Genomic DNA, 21,489 nt, shown 5'->3' with positions numbered 1-21,489 from the left:
GGTGCCGCGTTCAGCGCGGCGTGGAGGTTACGGCACCGCCCATATGGCGATCGAACGGCGGATGCCGGGACTCATTCGCCGTAACACCGAGGAAATAATGCTGCCCTGCGCCGTAATATAGAGGGTGATCTTCGACTTGCCCATACCCTTTCGCCAAAAATCGGCGAAAGTCTGAGTCTTCACGGCAGAAGGGTGCTTCGCGGGGCCGGCGCCATCGCGGCACTCTGCGGCCTGGCCGCGGTCGCGCTGCCGTGGACGACCGCGGCCGACGACCCGTCGGAGGCATCGGAACAGCTCGGGTACGCCCTCTACCTGCCGATCATGATCTGGTACGGCGTACTGGGCTGGCGTTATCTGCGGAGGCAGTGAGCGGCGCACCTGGCGAGTCCACGACCACCAGCACGAAGTACGAGCTGGCAGGCTGTCGCTGCGGCGTCACCATTCAACGGCGATGTACTTGCTTTCGGTGAACTCGAGCATCCCCTCGTGGCCACCCTCGCGGCCCAGCCCGGACTGCTTGGTGCCCCCGAACGGCGCCGCCGGGTCGGATACCAACGGCCGGTTGAGTCCGACCATGCCGCTGTCGATTCGTTCCGCGACGCGAAGGCCGATGCGCAGATCGCGGGTGTACACGTAGGACACCAGGCCGTACTCGGTGCGGTTGGCCAGTGCGATGGCCTCGTCGAGGTCGTCGTAGGCGACGATCGGCGCGACAGGACCGAAAATCTCCTGCGACAGGATGCTCGCGTCGCGCGGAACGTCCGTGAGCACCGTCGGCGTGTAGTAGTAGCCGATCCGGTCCGGGGCCGAGCCACCGACCGATGCCTTCGCTCCCGCGGCGAGGGCGTCGCCGACGAGCGTGCTGACCTTGTCACGGGTCTTGGCGTTGACCAATGGACCGACGTTGGACTCCTGATCCAGACCGGGGCCGATCCGTAGTGTCGCCATCTCCGCCGCCAACCGCTCCGCGAACTGGTCCGCGATCGAGGAGTGGACGATGAACCGGTTGGCCGCGGTGCAGGCAGAGCCGCCGTTGCGCAGCTTGGCGACCATCGCGCCCGCCACCGCCTCGTCCACGTCCGCGTCGGCGAGCACGAGGAAGGGCGCGTTCCCGCCGAGTTCCATCGAGGCACTCACGATCGAGCGGGCCGCGTGGCCGAGCAGAACCCGCCCGACCTCGGTGGAGCCGGTGAAGGAAACCTTGCGCACGAGGTCGTGGTCCAGAAGTGTCGAGGAGATGTCATTGGATCGAGTCGAGGGGACGATGTTGACGACCCCGTCCGGGACACCGGCCTCGGCGAGGATCGCGCCGATCGCCAAGGCGGTCAACGGCGTCTCCGAGGCTGGTTTGAGGATGACAGAACAGCCTGCGGCGAGCGCCGGTCCGATCTTGCGGGTAGCCATCGCCGCCGGGAAGTTCCACGGCGTGATGAGCAGCGAAACACCAATCGGTTGCCGCAGGACCATGATCTTGTTGGCGCCGGCAGGCGCCTGCTCAATGACCCCGGATAGGCGTACCGCCTCCTCCGAGTACCACCGGAAGAACTCAGCGGCGTACGCCACCTCGCCGCGGGCGTCCGGCAGTGACTTGCCGTTTTCGAGCGTGATGAGCCGGGCCAGTGCCTCAGACCTGTCGATCATCAGGTCGAATGCCTTGCGTAGGATGTCGCTGCGCCGGCGGGGACTCAGCGCCGCCCACGGTTGCATGGCCGCCTGCGCGACGTCGACGGCGTCGAGCGCGTCGGCGACAGTGCCGTTGGCGACCTCGGCGATCACGTCCTCGGTTGCCGGGTCGACCACCTCGATAACGCCGTCGCCATTGAGTGTCTTGCCTGCGACCACGGGTCCGAGTGGAAAGCGCCCGAGGGCCCGCACGATTTCGGCATAGCTGTTCATGGGATTCCTCTAATATCGGTTGGCGACGAACAGGTCCTGAGCCGGAAACAGAGTGAGCACCTGCCGGCCGTGCTCGGTGACCACTACCTCCTCTTCGATGCGCGCGGCGGAGAAGCCGTCGTCGGCCGGGCAGTATGTTTCGAGTGCGAAGACCATTCCGGTTTTGAGTTCCACCGGCTCGGTCATGCTGTTCAGGCGTGAGATGATGGGCCGCTCGTGCAGGCCGAGGCCAAGACCGTGGCCGAACTGCAGCCCGAAGGCGGCGAGCTCGCCGGCGAAACCGAAGTCCTCTGCTTTCGGCCACACCGCGGCGACTTGGTCGGTGCCGACGCCTGGCTTGATCATGCTGATCGCTGCGTCCATCCACTCGCGTGCCTTCGTGTAGGCGTCGCGTTGCGAGGATGTGGCGCTGCCGACGTTGAACGTCCGGTAGTAGCAGGTGCGGTACCCGTTGAAGCTGTGAATGATGTCGAAGAATGCTTGGTCGCCGGGACGGATGAGGCGGTCGGTGAAGTTGTGCGGGTGCGGGTTGCACCGCTCCCCGGAGATCGCGTTGATGGCCTCCACCTGGTCTGAACCCATTTCGTACAGACGCTTGTTGGCCAACGCCACGATCTCGTTTTCCCGGATACCGGGCTTGAGGACGTCGACGATGTCTTGGTATACGCCGTCCACCATCGCGGCAGCCTGCGACAGCAGCATGATCTCGTCGCGGGATTTGATCTCGCGGGCGTCCAACATGAACTGTTGCGCGTCGACGACGGTCAGGCCTTGCCGCTGCATCTCGAACAGGAACGGCGGCTCGACGATATCGACGCCGACCGGTTCGCCGCCGAGGCCGGCGGTTTCGAGCATTCCTTTGATCTCGCGGACGGCGGATTCGATGAGGCCCGCGGTCGGTGCCACGGCACCTCGCAGGCCGAGCATGCCGGGCCGGCAGTTTTCGTCGGGCAGCCAGTTGGAGTAGAGCTGATGGTGTCGCACGGCCGACCCGAAGTCCCACAGCCACGGTGTGTCGGCCTCGCGGGTGAGCAGCGCGTAGCGGGTCATCTTGTCGCCCAGCGCTCCGCCGATCCAAGTCTGGGTGGTGTAGCGGATGTTGTAGAAGTCGAATAGGAGGAAGGCCCCGCAGCCACTGGCCTCCAGTGAGGCCTTGGCACGGGCTAGTCGGTAGCGGCGCAGCCGGTCGAAGTCGACGCGTTCCTCGTAGTCGACACCCATATGTCCTGGGGCCGGCGGGGTAGGTAGATGCTGGGTCACGGCTTGCTCGTCCTCGTGCTTCTCTCGGTTGGATGTGGTTACCGGCTCGGGTTATGTGCTCACCATCCGGGTCGCACGGGTCTGCTCCGCCCGCGGGTCGACGAGCGTCTTGATCCGCGTGGTGCGACGCTCGGCGAGGGGCTGCAGACCGTCAGGGACCAGCCGATCCAGGCTCAGCGCGACTGGCGCGATATCACTCCACGGATCCCGTCGCGCGGCGAGCAGTTCGAGCGCGGTAGGCATGTCGAGCGCGCAGACGTGAGCGTTGGTGCCGATGATCTCGTGCTCGATCAGGCTCAGCGTGCGTACGTCCCACTCCACGGGAACGCCCTGCAACCCGACCAGAACCAGCCGACCGCCGCGCGGCAGGATCTCCACCGCGCTCTTTAGACCCCCTGTCGTGCCGGACACCTCATACACCACCGTCGGGTTCATGCCCCACGCCGTGATGCTGTCCCGGGCCTCGGTCGCGTCACCCGTGCGTAGGACATGCGTCGCGCCGAGCCCATCGGCGATCTTGAGCCTGGCGTCGTCGAGGTCGATGACCGCGAGCCGATCCGTCACGGACGCGACCGCATAGGTGAGAAATGCTCCTATGCCTCCCGTGCCGATGATGACGGCCTCATCGTCGGCGGACAGGCGACCGCGGCGCATCGCATGCACCGCGATCGACATGGGCTGGGCCAGAGCGGCGGCATCCGCGGTCAGCCCGTACGGTGCTACCGGCAGGCAGGTGGCCGCCGGTGCCACCACGTACTCAGCGAGCGCGCCATCGCGTTGCAGGCCAACCGTCGAGTAGTGCTCACATAGATTCGTACGCATGCGTTGACATTGCACACAGGTGCCGCACGAGATGCCGGCACCGCTGACGACGAGCTCGCCCTCGGCGAAGTCGCTGACCCCGGGCCCGAGTTGGGCCACCACTCCGGCGAATTCGTGACCGGGAATCATCGGCCCGAGGTGGCCGGAGACTGGATGGCGTGTCTGGACGGGAAACATGTGCGGTCCGCTGGCGTACTCATGGGAGTCGGTGCCGCAGATGCCCACCGATCGCACCTCGATCAGCAGGTCGCCCGGGCCGGGGCGGGGCGGGGTGACGTCCTCGATACGGACGTCGCCTCGATCGTGGTACACCGCTGCGCGCACGATGTGTTCTCCTTCTTGGCAGTGGTCGAACGGATATCAGGCATGATCGTTCTCCGGGCGCTCCTCAATCCGTGTTGTCGTGGCCCTTCAACACGAACCGGCCCGGCCACTGGTCCTCGATCTCCGAGACGCGGTGCGCGATGCGCCAGCGTCCGTCGGGCTCGCGGCGCATCTTGTCGAGGTAACGGCCCAGTCCCCACACGTACGAGCGCTCGCCGTCGCCGGCATCGAACCTGAACATGTAGCTCTGCACGTCCGCGGTGTCACCGTGCAACTCGATGCGACTGTTGAGCACGAGGTGCTTGTGGTAGATCTCGGGGGCGTGGGAGTGGCGACTCGCGAAGTCGAGGGTCCCCTCGCGACCCACCCAGCGGTGCACGGAGCCGTCCGGGCGCCGGTTCTCTCGCACGACGTCGTCGGTGAAGCAGTCTACGAGCCGATCGAAATCGCCGTAGTCCAGCGAGTGACCGTACTGTGTCAACGTGTCAAGGATCGCGTTTCGATCCTCCAGATCCTGCACACGGGCCTTCAAAGCCTCGAGTTCGTTCTCAGACATTCCTTTTCCTTCTCTCGTCTCGGTCATCGGGTCGCTCCAGCGTGGAACGCCCTGCTCGTCACCGGCTCGGCCGGCAGGAGGATGGCGTCCTCCCAGGGAATCGACACGTCGACCCGGTCGCCGGGCGCGAAGGTATTCGCCCGCGACGGGATGACCACGCGCAGGCCGCGCACGACATCCGCGTCGATGAACAGCCGCACCTCGTCGCCGAACAGCATTGAGCTCGTGATGGTGCCGCGCAGCACCGGCGCGCCCTCGACGATGCCCAGGCGCGCCGCGCGGGGCCGGATGCCGAAGGTGTACCGGCCGGGCGCGGTGCCCGCCGGCGCGGCCCAGGAGCCGTCGCCCCCTGCCTCGAACCGGAACCGCGTCCTGGCGTCGACCTCCGCCGCGACCGTGGTCGCGTCCGAGAAGAACTCCGCGGTGAAGACGTTCGGCGGGTTGCGGAACAGGTCGTCCGGTCGGCCGAGGGCGACGACCTGCGAGTTGTTCATGATGGCGATGCGGGTCGAAAGGTGCATTGCCTCCTGCTGGTCGTGGGTGACGTAGATGAACGTCGTGCCCAGCTGCCCATGGATGCGCTTGATCTCGGACTCCATCTCGAGCCGCAGGGTGCGGTCGAGCGCGCCGAGCGGCTCATCCATCAGCAGCACGTCCGGGTCGTACGCGAGCGCGCGCGCCACCGCGACGCGCTGCTGCTGACCACCCGACAGCTCGGCTGGCAGGGCGTTGGCCCGGTGCTCGAGCTTGACGATCGCCAGCATCTCGGCCACGCGCGCCCGGCGACGTTCAGCAGACCACTTGCGGCGCTTGAGCCCGTACTCGATGTTCTTCGCGACCGTCAGGTGCGGGAACAGCGAGTAGCTCTGGAACACCATGCCGAGCTGCCGCTGCGCCGGGCTGAGGCCCGAGATTTCGAGGGAGCGCAGCAGGATCGCGCCGCTGGTGGGCGTCTCGAAGCCCGCGATGAGCTTCAGCAACGTGCTCTTGCCAGAGCCGCTCGGTCCGAGCAGGGTGAGGAACTCGCCCTTCTCGATCGCGAAGCTCGTCGGCGCGAGCGCCGGCACTCCGGCGTAGCTCTTCGCGACGGCGTCGAGCACCAGCACATGATTGTCGTTCATCGTCGTTTCCCTGTCGTCCGTCATCCTCGTCGCCTTCTGCTCGCGATCCGTCCGACGATGGCGGCGATCGCCATCAGCAGCGCCGAGCCGATCATCAAGAGCGATGCGGCTGCCGTGATGACCGGATCGGTCTGGTTCTGCACCGAGTCGAGGATCGCCTTGGGGAGCGTGACCTGGCCCGGTCCTCCCACGAAGTTGACGATCACGACCTCGTCGAAGGCGTGGAGGAAGCCCATGATCGCGCTCGCGACGATCGCCGGCAGCAGAGCGCGGCCGGTGATCTCGAGGAGGGCGCGAGTCAGCGAGGCGCCCATCGTCATGGCGGCGAACTCGGGAGTGCGCGAGATCTTGCTCAAGCCCGCGGTGATGCCGATCAGCACGATCGGGAGGGCGAGCACCGCTTGCGCGACGATGAGTCCGAGGTTGGTCGAGGTGAGCCCGAGCCGCGAGTAGAGCGTGAACAGCCCGACGGCCAGGGCGGTCGTGGGGATGATGATGCTGGCGACCGCGGTGCCCTGCAGCAGGTTGCGTCCCGGCAGCTTGCTGCGCTGCGCGATCAGGCTGACCGGGAGCGCCACCGCCACGGCGAGAAGGGTGGCGGGCAGGGCCAGGGAGAGCGAGAGCCCGATCGACTTCATCCATACCGGGTCGCGGAACAGCTCCTGGTACTGGCGCCAGCCGAAGCCCTCCGGCGGGAAGGCGAACCGGACCTGGTCCGAGAACGAGATGAGCAGGACCACGACCACCGGGGCGAGGATGACGATGACGATCGCGGCGAGCGCGATCCGCCCGAGGGACCGGGCGACGATGTCTAGCAGTTTCGCCACGTCATGACCTCGTCATCGCTCGGCGGACGCTGCCGACGCCGACAAGTCCGATGGTGACGATCATCACCAGCAGCGCCACCACCAACAGGATCACCGAGAGGGCGGCGGCCGCGGGGAGGTCGAAGTACTGCAGGATGTTCGCCTGGATGAGGGTCGCCAGGAACGGGGACTGGGCACCGCCCAGCACGACCGGCGTGACGTAGAAGCCGACCGAGAGCGCGAAGACGATCGCGCCGGAGGCGATGAAACCGGGTCGGGCGAGCGGGACCATGACCCGGAAGATCGATCCGGACCGGGTCGAACCCAGGACTTCGGCGTTCCGGAGGAGGTTGAGGTCGATGGTCTGGAACACGGCGTTGATCGTCAGCACGCCGAAGGGGATGAGCGAGTACGAGATGCCGAGCACGACAGCCGGCGTGGAGTACAACATCTGCACGGGGTCGAGCCCGAGAGCCCGGAGGCCGGCATTGACGACGCCCTTGTTGGAGATCAGCAGCACGATCGCGTAGTTCTTGACCACGGCGCCCATCCAGAACGGCGCCAGGACACACACCCAGCACAGCGCGTGCACCCAGCGACGCTGCGTCGTGCGGATTGTCCAGCCGATGATGCTCGACACCAGGACGACGATGCCCGTCGCGACGAGGCTCCCCGTAAACGTCGTTGCGATCGCCCTCTGGCCAGAGCCGCTCGACAGGACGCGGCCGTACACCTCGAAGCCGTCTTGGCTCGACTCGATCACGAGCAACACGAGCGGGTAGATCACGAAAACGGCGAGAAGCGCGATCGCTGGCAAGACCGCCATCAGGGCGTAGCGCTTACGGATGTCGAGCGTCCATTCCCGCCGGCGCACGCGCGGAATGTCAGTCATTATCCACCGATCGAGTTGCCGGGTCCGGAGATGAACTCCTGGAACCGCTGGTTGATCTTGTCGAACTTCGCGTTGTAGTCGACGGCGTTCGGGACAGCGAGCTCGCCGTCGTGCTCAGGCGCGTTGGCGAATCGCTCGCGCTGGTCCGCAGGGACGAACTCGAGAGAGGCGGGGTCGATGGCCGTCTTCTGCGCCAGGACGGAGAACTGCGCCTGCTCCTTGGGGTGGGTGGCGTTCCACTCGACCAGATTCCACGCGGCCTTCATGTGCGGGGCGTGCTTCAAAACCACGGTCGTGCCCTGGGCCTGGGCGCCGTCGGCCCAGACAACCTCGTAGTTGCCGGTGGGGAGCAACTCGCCGTAGATGCGGGTCGCGTAGAGAATCCCCATGTCGGCCTCACCCTGCTCGAGCACCTGGGTGCCCTGGTCGACGGTGCTCCAGATCACCGACAAGGGGCGGATCTCCTCGAGCTTGGCGAATACCGCGTCCACGTCGATCGGCGTCGTCGAGGTCTTATCCCGCGGTACTCCGAGCGCAAGCTGCGCCGCGGTGATCGGGTAAATCGGGTTGAACCCGATGATGGCCCGCTTCTGGGGGAACTTCTCGACGTCGAAGAACTCCTCCATGCTTTGGGGGCAGACCTTGACGCGCTCGGTGTTGCAGATGATGAGCATCGCCGTCCCGCCACTGTGGTAGCCGTAGTCGGTGACGTTCTCCTCGCCCAGCTGGCCGATGAGGCGCGCCTTGAGGTCCGCCGGCAGAGGTTCGAGCAGGCCGGCGTCGGCGAGGAACGCCGCGTCCGAGTCGGTGATCGACTCGAGCACGTCCCACTCGGTCCGGTTGGCCGCGGCCTGCGCCTTGGTGCGCGCGACGAACAGACCCGGTGCGTCGACCTGCTGCACCTCGATGCCGGTGTCTTTGGTGTACGGGTCGAGGTAGGCGGTCTGGTACGACTTGCTCGCCAGACCGCCCCAGTTGGCGACGACGATGGGGCCTTGGGGCGCGGAGCCCGGGTCGTCCGAGCTCGAGCATCCTGCGAGCGCGAGCATCGCGGCGGTGACGAGCGCAGCCGACGTGGCGACCGCCCTCTTCTGACGTTGTGGCGTCATGTTCTATCTCCTCATCTTCGAAAACCGAGGGGCTGGCCGACTCTGGTGCGGTGCAACCACCCGAGGGAATGCGATCGATTGCATTCGAGATCAGGAACGATCGGGATACATGCGTCTCCCGACCTATTCCGTGATGTTGATGCGGAATCCCTGCGTCCAGCGCTCACGGATGGGCTGCTCGGGGATCAGCGAGAAGCGACGACGGATGTCGGCTCTCGAGCGCTCCAGGCGCGCACGGACCGCCGGCCAATCGATATCGACGAGGGTGCCGTGCCGTTTCACGATCCGCCCGTCGACCATCACGGTGTCGACGAGGGCTGGGTTGCCGTAGTTCACGACGGCCGCGTAGGGATCCCACATCGGCGCCAGCCCGAGCACGTCGGTCTTCAGCAGCAGCAGGTCCGCCTTCTTGCCGACGGTGAGGCTGCCGGTGACGTCGCCGAGCCCGATCGACTCCGCGCCCCCTACCGTCGCAATCTCGAGGACCTTTTTCTGATGGACCTTCCGCGTCATCGTGAGGGGATCCTTCAGCGAGCGCTCCAGACGCCAGACGTTCAGCAGCGCCCGCATCTGGCCGAACATGTCGGCGGCCAGGTCGATCGTCGCGTCGATCCCGATGCTCGACTGGCCGCCCAGCGCCGTGAACCGCTCGACCGCGGGGAACGCGCCGTAGGTCATCTCGATCTCGATAGCCGAGCTGAGCGAGGCGCCGCCATCGATGATCATCTGCAGCTCCTCGTCGGGCAGGTGATTGCCGTGCACGAAGAGCAGGTCGGGCCCGATCTCCCCGGCATCGTGCAGCTCCCGCACGACCTTCAGCGGCTCGCGCGCGCTCATCCCCATGTGGATGCTGATCCGCGCCGGGTTCAAGGTGCGGCTCCACCGCACCTCCTCGAGCATCGACCCCGCCTCGGGGAGGGTCTCGAACTCGCGCGAGGCGATGCCGAAGCGCACCCTGGCCGAGTCGTCGCTGAAGTACGTGTCGCGGATGCGGGTGGCGTTGCGCTTGTGCCACTCACTGAGCGGACTGTTCACCTCGCCCAGGAGGCGAGGGAGATTCCCGGGGTCGTCACCGGGCCGATAGGCGAGGTTCCGATAGGTTCCGTAGCAGTAGATGCCCCGGATGCCCGACTTGATGATGCCCTCGGCCAGCGCATCGGAGTGGGACTCGGACAGCTGCAGGTGAGAGTGGTCGACGAGCGTCGTTATCCCCGAGTCGAGTGCCTCGAGCGCGCCAACCCAGTTCGCGAGCCCCGCGTCCTCCGGCTCGTAGCAGACGCAGTACATGCCGCGGATGTACGTCATGTAGTCGAGCAGGTTCCAGTCCGTGCGCACCCCGTGCAGCGGCGTCTGCCAGGTATGACGGTGGGTGTCCACGAAACCGGGGCACAACACCATCCCCGACGCGTCGATGATCTCGGTGTCGTCGATCTCCAGGCTCGGCGCGATGGCGGCGATGTGATCGCCCTCGACGAGCAGGTCTCCCGATGGCAGGTGGTCGGATGAGCCATCCATCGGCAGGATCGTCGCGCCTTTGAAGAGCGTGCGTCTCGTACTCATCGCATGAACGGCTCGAGCCGGGGACCGGAACTCGACGCCGTGAGGAAGAGGGTCTTCCAGTCGGGGCCGCCCCAATGCATGACACGCTCCGGCGTGCGGAGGTTGCCGATCCGGCGCCCGTCCGGGGCGTAGACCCAGACCCCGCCGGGGCGGTGACCCAGACGTTGCCGCGCTCGTCGCACTTCATGCCGTCGGGCTGCCCCGGGTCGTCGTCGGCTCGGATGCCCGTGGCGAAGACGCTCTCGTTCTCCAGCTCTGGTCGCACGTCGAACGCGCGGATACGTCTCGCTCACGCCCCCGACGGCGAGCACAGGCGTTTGTCGCTCTTCCACTGTATCCATAACCGCCCATCGCCTTTGTGCCGGGAGCCGCCTTGTGCAATGCATTGCATCGCAGTGTTGGAGAACGTTACGTGCGCCGCACGGGCGTGTCAACGGCTTGTTTCGAACCACCACCGTGACGTCGAGCTTCGCCTCTCCACGCGGCCCACCAGAATGTCGTTGCACCAAGTTGCGCGTGCCTGCAAAGCATTGCATCATACGTTCGTGGATCGATCGCCGGCACGCGTCACGCTCAAGGACATCGCTCGCCTTGCGGGCGTCCATCCCGCCACGGCTTCCCGGGCATTGGACCCGGCCCGTGGCGACATGCTCACCCCGGAGACACGCGACCGGGTGCGGCGAGTGGCCCAGGAGGCCGGCTACCACGTCAACTCGTTCGCCCGCAGCCTGCGCAAGAACTCCAGCGGGATGGTGGGAGTCGTGGTTGCGGACGTCGCGAACCCGTTCCTGCCGCCCATCCTGCGCGGGATCGAGCAGATCATCCGCGCCGAACAAAAGCTGCTGTTGATCGCGGAGACGCACGACGACGGCGGCACCCTACTGGAGATCATCGACCATTTCGTCGCTCGGCGCGTTGACGCGGTAATCCTCAGCGCGGCTCACTTTGGCGACGAGCAAGCGGTGGCATCACTTGCTGAGAAAATCCCGGTCGTGCTCGCCGTCCGCAGCGTCGGGTCAGCCCGGTTCCCAACCATCACGCATGACGACGTACTCGGCGGGCAGCTCGCGGCCGAGCACCTCGTCAGTCTCGGCCACCGCGATCTAGCCCAGCTACGCGGACCGATGGATGTCAGTTCGTTCCGCGGTAGAGAACAAGGCTTCGCCGCCGTGATGTCCACGACGACGGCCCGCGAACGTTTCGTTGACCAGTCCGCGGCCGCGCCGACGGTCGAAGAGGGCCGACGGCTCGCAGAAGCCATCCTGGACGCCCCGGGCCGGCATCCAACAGCCTTCTTCGCGCACAACGACCTCATGGCCGTCGGGGCACTGGAAGCATTGCGCGACCGAGGATTGACCTGCCCGCGAGACATCTCCATCGTGGGATACAACGATGCGCCCTTATCGAATCACGTTAACCCACCACTGACGACCGTACGTCTCCCCAGCCTCGAACTCGGTCGGCGAGTCGCCACGCTCGCTCTCGCGGTGATCGCAGGCGCGACAACGGAGCCGACGATTGAGAAACTCCCACCAGAACTCGTCATCCGACAGTCGACGGGCGCCCCTTCTCACCCATGAGCCCGCAACACCTGCTCCTGGAGATAGTCCCGAGCGGCCACACGATCTCTTCACGGTTCTCCAGCGCCTCCAAGGTAGGAGTGCGAGGGCACTCGCCGGCAACCCGGCGAAGATGTCGCACACCGGTCCGTCGAAGTCCAGGAACAGCGCTTTCGCCTCGTCCAGGAGGTCGATCAGCCGCTCGTTCAGGTTCACAGTTCGACCTCGTGGCTGATGGTGTTCCAGACGCTGTCGAACCACATCCGCGCCTGGTCGACGTCACTCAGGCCAATGTCCGCACACTCCTGGCTTGACCTTCACTTTGCGCGACCACTCGGGCCGTCGTTTCCGTACAAGACGGCCGTAGTGGCGCTTCCTAGCATGGGCGTGGGTACTCCGCCGCGGCGCGTAGGCGTGGCACCACCGTCCGCTTGTCGATCTGCCTGGCGGCCTCGTCGCCCGGCAATGAGGAGAACAGCACATGCGTGATCTGATCTATACCGCGTTCGTTTCGCTTGACGGCGTTGTGGACTCCCCGGGCGGTGGTCCGGGCGAAGACCACCGCAGCGGTGGCTGGGTGGTCAACGACATCGAGTTCCTGCCCGAGGCGTTCTCACTCAAGGGCGAGGAGCTCGAGGACACAACGGCGCTGATGTTCGGCCGCCGCAGCTACGAGGTGTTCGCACCGGTCTGGCGCGACTCGGAGGACCACGCCGCCTACAAGGAGCTGCCCAAATACGTGGTCTCGACCACGCTGTCCGACGACGCCCTCGTCGAGGGTTGGGGTCCGACGAGGATCCTGCGCTCGACCGAAGACGTGGTCGAGCTCAAGAAGAGCGAGGGTGGCGCGATCTTCATCCATGGGAGTGCGGAGCTCGCTCGACGCCTGTCGGACGCGGGCCTGGTCGACCGGTACAACCTGCTCGTCTTCCCGGTGCTGCTCGGAGCCGGGAAGAGCCTGTTCAGCAGAGCGGACAAGGACAAGCAGGCACTGAGTCTTCGGGAGTCCGCGGCCTACCCGAACGGTGTCGTCAAGTTGATCTACGACGTCGCCGGCTGATCCAGAGCCAGGGCGATCGCACCGCCGGTGCCCTCGCGGAGTTGTCGCGCCGTACGCCCGACATACCGGCGCAGCGCACGGGCCAGGTGCGGCTCGTCGAAGTACTCGAGCCTGGAGACGACATCGGCGACCGGGATGCCGGCGGCCAGCAGCACCGAGGCCTTGCGGACGCGTTCGATCTGCCGTACGGCGCCCTGGGTGAGCCCGGTCGCCGCGCGGAACCGGCGTTCGACGGTGCGTTCCGAGACCACTGGACGGTGGCCTCGGCGAACCTCGGCGACGAGCGGGTCACGGACCACGGCTCCGGCGCGCACAAGGCGGTCGACCAGTGCCTCAGCGTCGTCAGGGCCAGGCGTCTCCCAACGGAGACCGTCCAGCCGGAAGGTCCTGTGCGTGGCGTCGGGGAGTTCGACGCCACGGTCGACCAGTGCCGACGTGGGCACAGCCCGGAGCCAGGTGCCCACCGCGAACTCGATGCCGACAAAGGTCGCGCCCTCCGGCACCGGCGCGGTGCCGGTCCTGGTCTCAGGGCCGGAGATGTTCGCGTACGCCGTGCCCTCGAACTCCCAGAACACCAGACCCCAGCACACCGCCGCCACCGAGGTCATCTCCGCGACCCGCTCGCTCGAACAGGTCCACACGGTGTCGACCCAGGGCGAGTCGGACGCGCGAGTCTCGAACCGCAGTACCACGAGAGAAGGATAGGCTGCTTCGGTGACCGTCAGCTGATCGAGGACGACCAGCTCCAGCACCGCGCGTTCCCCCTCGGGCAGCTCGGCCATGGCCTTGAAGGCTCGCCGGGCAAGCTGCTCCGCGTCGATGCGCTCCTCCAGCCGGGCGATGTCATCGCTGTCCAGCGGCCGCCGCCTGCTCACGCGGTCGGTCAGCTGGGACTCCCTCAACGACCTGCGCCGCTCAGCCGAGAGCGTGTTGCGTGCCACTCCGTACAGCCACGCGACCTCACTGCCCCGTCCCGGCCGGTATGTATGAGCGGACTCCATCACCGCCAGGAACACATCCGCCACCAGGTCCGCAACCATATGGGGGTCATCGACCCGGCGAGCGACACCATGGTCATTGCCCACGAGTTGATCGGGGAGATCGGGGCGCCTCCGAGGGCACTCCACTCAACGCCTACATCGTTCTGTCGCTGTTGATCGGCGCACACCGAAGGGCTTCGCGCGTTGACCTGGTCGCACGTCGATCTCCAGCGCGAGCCTCCTTCGATCATGGTGTGGCGGTCAGTACGGGCTGGCGGCCCCAATCCGCCCCCAAAATTCGGGCATTAGCGGACACAAAAGAAGCCGCCCTCACGTGAGGACGGCCTCTGACTTGCGGTGGAGTGTTCACGAGTGCTCCTGGCCTGGGGCACAGCAGACGCTTCCAAGATCGCTTCCCGGGCAGGCTGCCGGGGCCGGGTCCACGATCACTGATCTGCCGATGAGGGCGTTCGGCCTCCTCGGTTTGCGGTGATGACGGTGCCGCAGGTCAGCAGCAGCGGCCGCCCGCAAGAGTTGCGGATTTCCTGCAGGACGACCTCGTCACGGCGTGGCTCGCAGTGGTGGTGTCTCCCTCATTCGATATTCGATCGTGCACACCCCAGTGCAGGTACGGCATGCGTCGCCCTGCTTATGAGAGGCATGGGGTTTACGCGGAGAGGGTTCACCTGGTGGTGGCGCTCAGGAGGTGCGCGCGCGAGGCCTGCACCTCGTTGCGCAAAGCGGGCAGGTCGACGCCAAGGACGTGGCCGTTCCACTTGCGGGGTTCGCCGTTGATGAGGACGGCGCTGATGTTGCGGGCGTCGGAGCCCAGGACCACAGTGCCGATAGGGTCGTTCAGCGGCATGTTGTTGAGGGCTTCCGCCTGGATGATCTGAAGGTCGGCCTTCTTGCCGGGGGTGAGCGAACCGGTCATGCTCTCCAGTCCATTGGTGCGGGCGCCTTGACGGGTTGCAAAGTCCAGTACGTCGTGAGTGGTGATCCGGGAGGGCGGCCGGCCGGTGCCGTAGGAGGCGTTGACGGCGCGCATCCGCTGGATGGCGTGCAGGGCTCGCATCTGGGTGAACATGTCGCTGGCCAGGGCGACTTCGACGTCGATGCTCAGGCCGGGGCGGATGCCGGCCGACAGCGCCTCGTCTATTGCGGGAATTGCGGTCTCCAGCCCGATCTGCGCGTCGGAGGTGGGGGCCAGGGCCACAGTGGTGCCCGTTGCTGCCATGGTCTTCCACGCCTCGGTAGTCAGGCCGGTGGCATGGATGAGGGTGACGCCGGGGTTGAGGATGCCCTCCTTGGCCCAGCGCAGCACGGCCTCCGAGGAGGACGTGCCGAAGACGGCATCGACGCTTACGCCGATGTCCAAGTCCTGGGCCACGCGGGCGAGGTCGGGACCGTAGGTGAGAGCAGGCCCGGCGATCTCGTCCGTGGCGAGCGCCGCCACGCGCAGGGTGAGCAACTGGTCATTGCTGCTGAAGTACTGGTTCTTGAGCCGCCTCAAGTCGCCGGGCCACTGGCGGTCCCAGTCGCCGAAGTGCGGGCCCATTGAGGCGTGCACTCCGCGGATGCCGGTGTCGAGGAGGGCCTGGATGGCGGCGTCGGAGTGCTCGGCTGAGCGGGAGTTGTGGGAGAAGTCGAGCATGCAGGTGATGCCGCTGTCGATTGCGGTCAGCGCGGCCAGTTTGGTGCCGATGTACATGTCCTCAGGCCGGTACGCAGGGGCGTAGCCGGCCAAGGTGGCCATGACGTAACCGGCGAGGTCGTCGACGTCCGGCATGATCCGCCGCAGCTGGGCCTCCCAGGCGTGCCGGTGGGTGTCGACGAAGCCTGGCGCGAGAATCGTGCCGGTGGATTCCACCACGACGGCGTCGTCCGTGCTCAGCGCGGGTCCGACCGCAGCGATCGTATCGCCCTCGACGAGCAGATCGCCGCGGTCCAGGACGCCTAGAGCCGGGTCCATGGTCACGATCGTCGCACCGGTGAACAGGATGCGCCGCTGAGGGTCCGCAGAGCGGCGCTGGAGTTGCTCGAGTACAGCAGCACTGGCGGTGTCGTCGGCATTCATGAGGGATCCTTCTTCATCGTGAGGTAGGGGTTGCGCTGAGCTGCACGGCTTCTCTACTCCCGGTAGAGCACGAGGTGTTCGTGGTAGAGCACGCTGTCGCGGATGTCGCCGGTCGCGGTGAACCCGGTGTCGTCGACGTAGTCGATGTGGCTGCCGGTTACCGTGTAACGGCCCGTGTACGCGCTACGCCGGTTACCGCGGGCCTCGTCGTACCGGCCGTCCGAGCGCAACTCCTGGCGGATGTAACCGTCCGCGGTCACCCACATGCCCACCACATCGGCAGTGTCCTCGGTGGCCTTTGCCATGTCGGACTCCTTCCATGTGTAAGTGCGGATCTGTCCTGCACCATCGAGTCTGCGCAGGTCGCTGACCATCAACCAGGACGCGTGCTGCCTGGGTGAGGCACACCCAGGCAGCACGCCGCCCCGCGGCATAGCCTGAAGGCATGCCTGACAACCAGCTGGGAGAGTTCCTTCGCGCGCGCCGAGCGGGTCTGCTCCCGCAGGACGTCGGCATGGCCAGCTACGGCGTGCGCAGAGTCACCGGCCTGCGCCGTGAGGAGGTCGCCGTCCTGGCCGGTGTCAACGCCGACTACTACACCCGCCTCGAACAGGGCCGCGAACGCCATCCCTCACCCCAGGTGCTCGACGCGCTCAGCCGCGCCCTGCAACTCGACACCGACGCCCGCGCACACCTGCACCGGCTGGCCGGGACATCTCCGAGTGACCAGTTCACCCGCACCACCGACCGTGTCAGCCCCGCCCTGCGCCAGCTGATGGATGGCTACCCGGGCGGCCCGGCGTTCGTCATCAACCCGACCTTGGACATCCTGGCGGTCAACGCCCTCGCCGCCGCCCTGTACTCACCCTTCGAGCAGGCGGACAACCTGGCCCGCATGACCTTCTGCGACCCGGCAGGCCGGCACTTCTACACCCAGTGGAGCTGGACCGCCCAAGCCACCGTGGCCAACCTGCGCCAGGCGGCCGGCCTCGATCCTGACAACCCGCGGCTGCGCGAACTCTTCCGCACCCTCACCGAGCACAGCGCAGACTTCGCCCACCTGTGGAACACCCACACCGTCCGCGGCAAGACCCAGGACGCCAAGCACTTCCTCCACCCGGATGTCGGCCCCCTGACCCTCACGTACCAGGCCTTTGACATACGCGACAGCCCCGGCCAACAGCTCGTGATCTACCAGGCCGAACCCGGCAGCCCCAGCGCCCAGGCTCTCAACCTGCTCGGCTCCATCCACGCCACCTGGAACCAGGCCGAACCTCATCCCAGCCAATAGCGTCTGGACGACCCAGATGTCCGCGCCCCCACCGATGAACTGGCAGCGTTGATCGCGGCGCGCGAGCCCTACTTGCCGCAGCACAAGCAGAACGCCGGCGCACACGGCGCGCTCCGGCTGCAATGCCCAGGCACCTGCCCCACGGGCCCCGAACTAGGACGAACCCGATTCGGAAACCCCTGAAACGACAAGATCCCGCCCGATCACGATGATCAGACGGGATCCCGTCAACTTCAGTCCAGCCGTTTCAAGAACGGCCCCTGGTGGAGCTATGGGGATTTGAACCCCAGACCCCTTCGATGCGAATCCACTTAATCGAGGGGTTCGGCGAGGGGGTCACTAGGGGACTGAGCTGGTCTTTTGATCCCGTGCGGTTCGGTGGCCTCCCTCGGTGTACGCCCCCGTTGTCACTCAGTTAGTCACTCACTTTAGGCGGTGTCCGTGCCGCCCGGCGGCTGGTCGACGACCCGGAAGAACAGGGCAACAGGGCCGAGGCGTACGATCCGTCGGGATTGCACAGCGGCGGTGACCGCAGGCGGAAGCGGTACGATTCGCCGCTATGAGGACGCGGGTGACGGCGCTGGCCGCCTGCTTTATCGCGTTGGGCTGTGCCGCACAGCCCAAGCTCGCCGACCCGGCCCCCTCGCCGTCGAGCGCGCCCACCACGTCGGCCCCCTCCCTAGCGACCACGCCTGCCGCGACGTTCTCCAAGAGGTGGGTCCAAGTCCCCGGCCTGCCCGATGACGACGCGTGGGAGCGTGGCATGCGCGACGTAAGCGCTGCCGGTCCCGAAGTGGCGTGGGCGGTCGGGTACACCGGTTGGGAGGACAGTGTCCGGACGTCGCTGCGCACGTGGGACGGGTTACGGTGGCGCGCGGTGCCCGTCCAGAATGCTCTGGGCAGCTTGGGGAGCATCGACTCCGACGGGCCGCGCAACGCGTGGATGCTAGGCGGAGGTTTCGAGGAGTCCTTCGCCCAGCACTGGGACGGGCGCGCCTGGAGGCAGTACCGGCTCGATGCATTCGGGCGGGACGTGGCCGTGGACGGCCGCCGGGTGGTCGTGATCTCGGACACCGCGGTTCTGACCTGGAACGGCACCGCCTTCGTCACCGAAAGGGTGCTCGGCGGCAAGGAGACCAGGCTGGTCGCGGTGGACACCGGAGCCGGTCACACCTGGGTTGCCGGGATACGGGCAGAGCAGCCCGTGATCTGGCACGGGCACGACGGCAGGTATGAGGAGACCACGCTGCCCGGAGGCTCCATCGACGCGATCTTGCAGATCGGCCCCGACGACGTGTGGGCCGTGGGCAGCGCCGGTGTGCTGCACTGGGACGGCCGATCCTGGCAGCGGCCCGCCATCCCGCTGTGGAACGGCGAACTGGAGAGTGTGACCGCGTTCGGGCCCGACGACGTCTGGTTCGCGGGCAAGGACCGCGACGAGCCCGGTGGGGTCTCGGTTCTGCACTGGGACGGACGGAGTTGGACGAAAGAGGTGCCCCAGCCGGGCGGCGAGGGGCACCACGCACAGATCGAGCGGATCCCCGGCACCTCTCAACTGTGGCTGATGGTCAACGTGGAAAACGGCGATTCCGAGTCGATCGTCACCTTCCGCCGCGAATAGCGGCGCGGCGCAAACTCAGTGAGTCACCCACAACGCTCAAAAGGCCGCTCTCAATACTGAGGGCCCCTTTGACCTGGGTGGACCTAATGCTCGCTTACTGCACCCGATCGTCCAATAACCCAGATTGATTGCTGTAGGCCGGTTGGGCGCCGTCACAGCTCAACCGATACCCCTCAGGTATCAGTGCTTGCAGGATTGATCATTGTTTGCGCAGCTCCCATGGGGTGCAGTAGGAGGCGGGCGGTCAACGGACCGACCCTTCCCCAGCAGCAAGTCATAGGAGATTGAAATGGGTCAGCTCGACGGCAAGGTCGCAGTGGTGACGGGTGCCAGCAAGGGCATCGGGTTCGCCAGCGCACTGCGCTTCGCCGAGGAGGGTGCGTACGTCTACCTCACCGGACGACGCAAGCCGGAACTCGACGAGGCGGTGGCCCGCATCGGCGCGGCCCGCGCCAGCGGGGTGCAGGGTGACGTGACCGACCTGGCCGACCTCGACCAACTCTTCGCCACCATCGACGCCGACGGGCGCCGGATCGACGTACTCTTCGCCAACGCGGGCGGAACGTCCATGTCTCCGCTGGCCTTGGTGACCGAACAGGACTACGAGCAGATCACTCGGTTCAACCTGCACAGCGCGCTCTTCACCGTACAGAAGGCCCTGTCTCTGCTCAACGACAACGCGTCGGTCATCCTCTGCTCGTCCACCATGGCCAGCCGAGGGGCGGGCGGCGCCGGGCTCTACGCCGCGGCCAAGGCCGGGGTTCGGTCGTTGACCCGCACCTGGGCCAGCGAGCTGAAGGATCGGGGTATCCGGGTGAACGCGCTCGCGCCGGGCGTGACGGAGACGGAACTGGTAAGGGGCAACGTTCCGGCCGACATCAGCCCGGACGAGTTCATCGCCATGCTGGGCACGATGGCACCGCTGGGACGCGTCGCCCACCCGGCCGAGCAGGCCGCCGCGGCCCTCTTCCTCGCCTCCGACCAGAGCAGCTACATCACCGGCTTCGAACTGCTCGTGGACGGCGGCTACAACCAGATCTAGATCTGACCCACGGCTGCCTGCCGGGCCGCGGCACCGGGATGCCGGGAGACGCCGGTTCGGGCACTCGTCACCTCCGCCACCGCGACTGCGGTACGGACGAGCCGATCGCGCGCGACCGACCGGGCAACCCGCGGCCAGGCCAGAACGATCTGGTTACTCGGCACGCCGACCACCGGAACCGCGACGACGGACGAGCCGAGTCGGCTGGTCGCGCTCGCCCCGAGTACGACCAGGAGTTCGCCGAGCGCGATCCGGTCAAGGAGCTCGTCGAGGGCCACCGGCGGCGACTGCGCGCGGAAACGATCCTCGCCCTCCAGTTCGTCCATGGTCAGACTGTCGCGCGCGGCGAGCGGGTGCCCGGCCGGGAGGAGCGCGACCGGAGGCTCGTCGAGGAGGTCGACCGTGTCGAGCCCGTCGAGATTGTCGTTGCCGCACATGAACGCCGCGTCGGCGGTACCGGCGCGCAGGGCGGCGCCCAGGGCGGTGGTGAAAAGCACCTCCACCGGTACCGGGTCCGGGCCGAGCCGGTACGCGTCCAGCACTTCGGCAAGCAGGCCCACGCCGGCACCGGCCGGAGCGGCGAGCACCACCCGCTGCGGCCGGGCCGCCTGCTGAGTCCTGCCCACCGCGCCGTCGAGCGCGGAGAGGATCTTGCGGCTCTCCCGCAGGAACACCTCGCCAGCCGTGGTGAGGTCAACCCGCCGACTGGTGCGCTCGAAGAGCCGGACACCCATCCGGCGTTCCAGCCTGCTGATCGCGCGCGACAACGGCGGCTGCGCCATGCCCAACTGCTCGGCGGCACGGCCGAAATGCCGGTGCTCCGCCACCGCGACGAAGTAGACGAGGTCCCGGACCTCCGGTCGATCCATACCCGAAGGGTACCCATCACGGTCACGGCGGCGCCGGTCCCCGCAACCGTGATCTGGTCGTTCGCGGTCGGCCCGGTGGCGGGCGGGCACGGCCTCCAAGGTCGTCTCCCAGATTTCTCCCAAGAGAGGCAGAAAGGCCCTGACTGCCTGAGCGATCAAGGCCTGACCTTGCCCTTTGGAGTGGAGATATGGGGATTTGAACCCCAGACCCCTTCGATGCGAAGCCAATTGCTCAAGCGCTCAGCAAGAGGTCAGTAGGTGGCTGAGCTGGCCTTTTAGTCCCACATAGTCCGGCGGCGTCCCCGCGCGTACGTCCCTGTTGTCACTCAGTTGGTCACTCGCTTTGGGCGACCTCCTCGCCGAACCGGTTGGACTCCGGGCTCACGGCGTCTTCTGCTGCATGAACAGGTCGATGCCGTCCACCATGAGCTGCGCTCGCATCCTGTACAGGTTCGCGAACTCAGCGGGCGCCGCTTCGTTTTCGTTGGATCGGTCCCCGCGCGGCGGGCGCCCCCTGGTGCTCGACAGCGGCGGGTGGTCGAGTGCCCGGTCACGTACACGTGGCCGGGCGCAGAGGCCGGGTCCCGCCGAAGCTGAAGGCTCGCCGGTCGGCCATTGGCACCACTTCGTGGTACCGCCTGGAG

General features: G+C 66.8%; 20 protein-coding genes and 1 pseudogene. 6 read left to right on the top strand and 15 right to left on the bottom strand.

The genetic code is table 11. The features are described 5' to 3' along the window. Positions 1-27: 27 nt before the first annotated feature. Positions 28-183: a hypothetical protein gene (locus Aple_RS40615; protein WP_155350096.1), complete on the bottom strand. Its 156-nt coding sequence runs from the start codon at positions 181-183 to the stop codon at positions 28-30. Positions 184-192: 9 nt separating this feature from the next. Here Aple_RS40615 and Aple_RS40610 point away from each other — a divergent pair, with 9 nt between their 5' ends. Further along, entirely contained in the window at positions 193-369 is a 177-nt protein-coding gene (locus Aple_RS40610) for a hypothetical protein (protein ID WP_155350095.1), read from the top strand. 66 nt (positions 370-435) lie between these two features. Here Aple_RS40610 and Aple_RS40605 read toward each other — a convergent pair whose 3' ends face one another. The 10 genes and pseudogenes from Aple_RS40605 to Aple_RS56490 form a co-directional block, all read right to left on the bottom strand. Next, positions 436-1,896: an NAD-dependent succinate-semialdehyde dehydrogenase gene (locus tag Aple_RS40605; RefSeq protein WP_155350094.1), complete on the bottom strand. Its 1,461-nt coding sequence runs from the start codon at positions 1,894-1,896 to the stop codon at positions 436-438. 9 nt (positions 1,897-1,905) lie between these two features. Then, positions 1,906-2,946: a M24 family metallopeptidase gene (locus tag Aple_RS40600; protein ID WP_218038748.1), complete on the bottom strand. Its 1,041-nt coding sequence runs from the start codon at positions 2,944-2,946 to the stop codon at positions 1,906-1,908. Positions 2,947-3,207: 261 nt separating this feature from the next. Beyond that, positions 3,208-4,302, bottom strand: a complete 1,095-nt coding sequence (locus tag Aple_RS40595) for a zinc-dependent alcohol dehydrogenase (protein WP_155350092.1) — start codon at positions 4,300-4,302, stop codon at positions 3,208-3,210. 64 nt (positions 4,303-4,366) lie between these two features. Next, a complete protein-coding gene (locus Aple_RS40590; RefSeq protein WP_155350091.1) occupies positions 4,367-4,885 on the bottom strand; it encodes a nuclear transport factor 2 family protein in 519 nt (172 codons plus the stop codon). Next, positions 4,882-5,964: an ABC transporter ATP-binding protein gene (locus Aple_RS40585; protein ID WP_170321917.1), complete on the bottom strand. Its 1,083-nt coding sequence runs from the start codon at positions 5,962-5,964 to the stop codon at positions 4,882-4,884. Before Aple_RS40585 ends, Aple_RS40590 begins: the two co-directional genes overlap by 4 nt. Positions 5,965-5,999: 35 nt before the next feature. Next, on the bottom strand, positions 6,000-6,806 hold the full coding sequence (locus Aple_RS40580) for an ABC transporter permease (protein WP_155350089.1): 807 nt from the start codon (positions 6,804-6,806) through the stop codon (positions 6,000-6,002). Position 6,807: 1 nt separating this feature from the next. Then, positions 6,808-7,677: an ABC transporter permease gene (locus Aple_RS40575; RefSeq protein WP_155350088.1), complete on the bottom strand. Its 870-nt coding sequence runs from the start codon at positions 7,675-7,677 to the stop codon at positions 6,808-6,810. Then, on the bottom strand, positions 7,677-8,786 hold the full coding sequence (locus Aple_RS40570) for an extracellular solute-binding protein (protein ID WP_155350087.1): 1,110 nt from the start codon (positions 8,784-8,786) through the stop codon (positions 7,677-7,679). Before Aple_RS40570 ends, Aple_RS40575 begins: the two co-directional genes overlap by 1 nt. Positions 8,787-8,909: 123 nt before the next feature. After that, entirely contained in the window at positions 8,910-10,346 is a 1,437-nt protein-coding gene (locus tag Aple_RS40565) for an amidohydrolase family protein (RefSeq protein ID WP_174889940.1), read from the bottom strand. Positions 10,347-10,494: 148 nt separating this feature from the next. Further along, positions 10,495-10,626 (bottom strand): annotated as a pseudogene (locus tag Aple_RS56490) (hypothetical protein); the annotation flags it as partial. A gap of 265 nt (positions 10,627-10,891) precedes the next feature. On the opposite strand from Aple_RS56490, the gene Aple_RS40560 reads away from it, so the two are divergent. After that, positions 10,892-11,926 carry a LacI family DNA-binding transcriptional regulator gene (locus Aple_RS40560; RefSeq protein WP_170321916.1) on the top strand — a complete coding sequence of 345 codons (1,035 nt, stop codon included), beginning with the start codon at positions 10,892-10,894 and terminating at the stop codon, positions 11,924-11,926. Between the two features lie 460 nt (positions 11,927-12,386). Beyond that, positions 12,387-12,965, top strand: a complete 579-nt coding sequence (locus Aple_RS40555) for a dihydrofolate reductase family protein (protein WP_155350085.1) — start codon at positions 12,387-12,389, stop codon at positions 12,963-12,965. Here Aple_RS40555 and Aple_RS40550 read toward each other — a convergent pair. From Aple_RS40550 to Aple_RS40540, 3 genes are all read right to left on the bottom strand, one after another. After that, positions 12,947-14,050, bottom strand: coding sequence for a sigma-70 family RNA polymerase sigma factor (locus Aple_RS40550; protein WP_281361671.1), 1,104 nt, complete (start codon positions 14,048-14,050; stop codon positions 12,947-12,949). The two genes, Aple_RS40555 and Aple_RS40550, sit on opposite strands and share 19 nt — an antisense overlap. A gap of 577 nt (positions 14,051-14,627) precedes the next feature. Beyond that, positions 14,628-16,022 (bottom strand): amidohydrolase family protein, encoded by a 1,395-nt coding sequence (locus tag Aple_RS40545; protein WP_155350083.1) that lies wholly within the window; start codon positions 16,020-16,022, stop codon positions 14,628-14,630. A 53-nt stretch (positions 16,023-16,075) separates the two neighbouring features. Continuing rightward, positions 16,076-16,327 (bottom strand): Atu4866 domain-containing protein, encoded by a 252-nt coding sequence (locus tag Aple_RS40540; protein WP_155350082.1) that lies wholly within the window; start codon positions 16,325-16,327, stop codon positions 16,076-16,078. A gap of 140 nt (positions 16,328-16,467) precedes the next feature. Between Aple_RS40540 and Aple_RS40535 the strand changes: the two genes are divergently transcribed. The 3 genes from Aple_RS40535 (at position 16,468) to Aple_RS40525 (ending at position 19,976) form a co-directional block, all read left to right on the top strand. After that, a complete protein-coding gene (locus Aple_RS40535; protein ID WP_155350081.1) occupies positions 16,468-17,313 on the top strand; it encodes a helix-turn-helix transcriptional regulator in 846 nt (281 codons plus the stop codon). A gap of 559 nt (positions 17,314-17,872) precedes the next feature. Beyond that, positions 17,873-18,934, top strand: a complete 1,062-nt coding sequence (locus Aple_RS40530; protein WP_155350080.1) for a hypothetical protein — start codon at positions 17,873-17,875, stop codon at positions 18,932-18,934. 289 nt (positions 18,935-19,223) lie between these two features. Next, positions 19,224-19,976, top strand: a complete 753-nt coding sequence (locus Aple_RS40525) for an SDR family NAD(P)-dependent oxidoreductase (RefSeq protein WP_155350079.1) — start codon at positions 19,224-19,226, stop codon at positions 19,974-19,976. Here the strand turns inward: Aple_RS40525 and Aple_RS40520 are convergent. Continuing rightward, positions 19,973-20,845, bottom strand: a complete 873-nt coding sequence (locus Aple_RS40520; RefSeq protein WP_155350078.1) for a LysR family transcriptional regulator — start codon at positions 20,843-20,845, stop codon at positions 19,973-19,975. The two genes, Aple_RS40525 and Aple_RS40520, sit on opposite strands and share 4 nt — an antisense overlap. Between the last annotated feature and the right edge of the window lie 644 nt (positions 20,846-21,489).

Origin of the sequence: Acrocarpospora pleiomorpha, assembly GCF_009687885.1 — a bacterium.
Taxonomy (GTDB): Bacteria; Actinomycetota; Actinomycetes; order Streptosporangiales; family Streptosporangiaceae; genus Acrocarpospora; species Acrocarpospora pleiomorpha.
Note: the sequence above shows the minus strand (reverse complement) of the source record. Positions and strands in the feature narration are given on the sequence as shown.

Coding starts and splice junctions, on each gene's coding strand:
- Aple_RS40605 (WP_155350094.1), bottom strand. CDS start 1,896: ATGAACAGCTATGCCGAAATCGTGCGGGCCCTCGGGCGCTTTCCACTC.
- Aple_RS40600 (WP_218038748.1), bottom strand. CDS start 2,946: ATGACCCGCTACGCGCTGCTCACCCGCGAGGCCGACACACCGTGGCTG.
- Aple_RS40590 (WP_155350091.1), bottom strand. CDS start 4,885: ATGACCGAGACGAGAGAAGGAAAAGGAATGTCTGAGAACGAACTCGAG.
- Aple_RS40575 (WP_155350088.1), bottom strand. CDS start 7,677: ATGACTGACATTCCGCGCGTGCGCCGGCGGGAATGGACGCTCGACATC.
- Aple_RS40570 (WP_155350087.1), bottom strand. CDS start 8,786: ATGACGCCACAACGTCAGAAGAGGGCGGTCGCCACGTCGGCTGCGCTC.
- Aple_RS40565 (WP_174889940.1), bottom strand. CDS start 10,346: ATGAGTACGAGACGCACGCTCTTCAAAGGCGCGACGATCCTGCCGATG.
- Aple_RS40555 (WP_155350085.1), top strand. CDS start 12,387: ATGCGTGATCTGATCTATACCGCGTTCGTTTCGCTTGACGGCGTTGTG.
- Aple_RS40545 (WP_155350083.1), bottom strand. CDS start 16,022: ATGAATGCCGACGACACCGCCAGTGCTGCTGTACTCGAGCAACTCCAG.
- Aple_RS40540 (WP_155350082.1), bottom strand. CDS start 16,327: ATGGCAAAGGCCACCGAGGACACTGCCGATGTGGTGGGCATGTGGGTG.
- Aple_RS40535 (WP_155350081.1), top strand. CDS start 16,468: ATGCCTGACAACCAGCTGGGAGAGTTCCTTCGCGCGCGCCGAGCGGGT.
- Aple_RS40530 (WP_155350080.1), top strand. CDS start 17,873: ATGAGGACGCGGGTGACGGCGCTGGCCGCCTGCTTTATCGCGTTGGGC.
- Aple_RS40525 (WP_155350079.1), top strand. CDS start 19,224: ATGGGTCAGCTCGACGGCAAGGTCGCAGTGGTGACGGGTGCCAGCAAG.
- Aple_RS40520 (WP_155350078.1), bottom strand. CDS start 20,845: ATGGATCGACCGGAGGTCCGGGACCTCGTCTACTTCGTCGCGGTGGCG.